The 2253-nt window shown below is 63.1% G+C and carries 1 protein-coding gene; it reads left to right on the top strand.

All coding sequences use genetic code 11. The features are described from left to right. Positions 1 to 2253 (top strand): autotransporter-associated beta strand repeat-containing protein (locus QET40_RS00025; protein ID WP_280125122.1); only part of this gene is annotated, 2253 nt, incomplete at both ends.

The raw sequence follows: 2253 nt of genomic DNA, 5'->3' as shown, positions 1-2253 counted from the left end.
CTTGGTTCCGGCAAGCTGTCGTTGGAGATGAACGGGACCGGGAGCCAGGAGCTGACCGGCGAGAGCACCTATACGGGCGGCACGACGTTGACGGCCGGGACGCTGAAGATCGGCAAGGGAAGTTCCCTGGGCAACGGCGGAACGGTGTTGTTCAATGGAGGGACGCTGGTGGCGGCGGATACGCTGGAGCTTGCCGGGCATACGGTCATGGCCAATTCCGGCAAGAAGATCCAGGTGGCCGCGGCGGACGGCAAGACGATGACTTTGTCCGGGCTGCAGTTTGCCGGAGATACCAATTCCAATAACATAACGGTCGGACAGGCCGGAGCCAAGGGCACGGTGGTGCTCGGCGGCCTGGCCTCCGGCAATGTGCTGGACGGGGCTTTGTCCGTCCTTGGGGGAGCGACTCTCCGCCTGGCCAATGATGATGATTCGGGGTCGGTGACCGTGCGGCATAACGCCTCGAACGGGACGCTGGATGCGATCGCCGGCACGCTGTCGAAAGCGGCGGGCACCCTCCTTGTCGAGCTGGATGCCGATGCGTCACTGTCCGGTCGTCTGGAGGCGACGGCGGGTACTCTGGAGCTTGCCGGTAAGGGTTCGTCCCGTGCCTTGTCGCTGACGGGTGCCCTCGCGGGGGCTTCCCTGAACCTGGGGGCGAACGTTGCGGTAACGGTCGGTACGGACGCACAATCCGGCACGGTATCCGTCGGCAATATGCTGGCGCTGGATGGCGGTTCCTTGAATTTGTCCAACGGCTCGGTTTCGGCGGGAGGAATCTCGCTCGGGACGTCGGCGTCCGCGCTGGTCTTGACCGGCGGAGAATTGACGGTGGGAGCTTCGGGGATCACCGGTTCGGCGGGGACGCTGGAACTGGGCGGCGGTATGCTCAAGTCGTCGGCTGCGTGGAGCACGACCCATGTCGCCGTGCTTTCGGCGACGGGCTCCGATGCGACGACGATCGACACGATGGGTGGGGACATCACCCTGTCGGGAAATCTTTCCAACAAATCGGGCGTGGCGTCCGTGAACCTGGTGAAGTCGGGTTCGGGCGTGCTGACGCTGGGAGGAGGCAACGCCTCGCTCTCCGGCAGCATCAAGGTGACGGGGGGAACGCTCAAGGCGGCCTCCTCCACGGCCTTCGGGGCTGCGTCCAACGAAATCCTGGCGGAAGGGGCGAAAATCGACCTCAACAGCCAGTCCCTGTCCAACGCGCTGGTCTTTTCGGGAGATTCGACGCTGTCGGGAACCTCGGCGGGCTACGCCGGAGCGGTACATGCCAAGTCGGGAACACTGACCTTGTCGGACGCCTCCGCCGTCCTGAAGGACGTAAGGGTCTCGGCGGGAGCGACGCTCAAGGGCGCGAGCCTGACGACTGGCGGCACGCTGACGCTGGACCTTTCCGACATGCTCACGAGGGACAATTCCCCGTATGTCCAGTTGACGGGGGCATGCAATTCTCTGGATTCCCTGGTGCTGGAGAACTTCCAGCAGACGGAATCGGGCCATGCGGGCGACTACGCCCTGCTTTCCCAGTCGGCGCCGTTGCCGGAAACCTTTACGTGGTCGCATGAGTCCGTATCGACGGATGCCTATTACTACAAGCTGATCAGTTCATCGGAAGGCGGTACGCCGACTCTTTACCTGCAGCTGGCGCGGATCGGGGAATGGGTCTGGGCGAGCGGAGCCGACGGCTACGGTACCTCGGTCGAATGGAGCGACGCGACCGGAGGCGCTAAGACTCAGTGGAGCCACGATAGCGAATTCGCGACAGGGCCAGATGCGCAGAAGCTTTTGTTCTCGAACGCGGCGGTGAATCGCAATATCACGATCATCGGAACGGTGAAACCCTGGTCGGTGACGGTGAACAACGATACCGGCAAGGACTACGTGTTCAACGGCGATACGTCTGCCGGAATTTCCGACAACGGGACGGTAAACGGCGTGCTGACGAAGTCGGGAGAAGGAAACCTGACGATAGGCTCCGATTTGCGCAATACCTACACGGGCGGCACCCTCTTGCAGGGCGGGACGATTCTCGTGCGTTCCGGCAGCGTCACGGACGGTTCCGGCAATATTGAATACGGCTCTCTGGGCAAGGGGGAACTCCTGTTCCAGGGAGGGATACTGTCGGCGAAGGGTGAAGTGTCCTTTGCCAACGCCTTCCGCGCGGACGAAGACTCGGCCATCCGGCTGAAGACGGAAGATGCCTCCAGCGTGCTGACGGTCGGCGGAAGTCTCGCCCCGTATGCC

Source organism: Akkermansia sp. N21169, assembly GCF_029854675.1.
Lineage (GTDB): Bacteria > Verrucomicrobiota > Verrucomicrobiia > Verrucomicrobiales > Akkermansiaceae > Akkermansia.
Note: the sequence above shows the minus strand (reverse complement) of the source record. Positions and strands in the feature narration are given on the sequence as shown.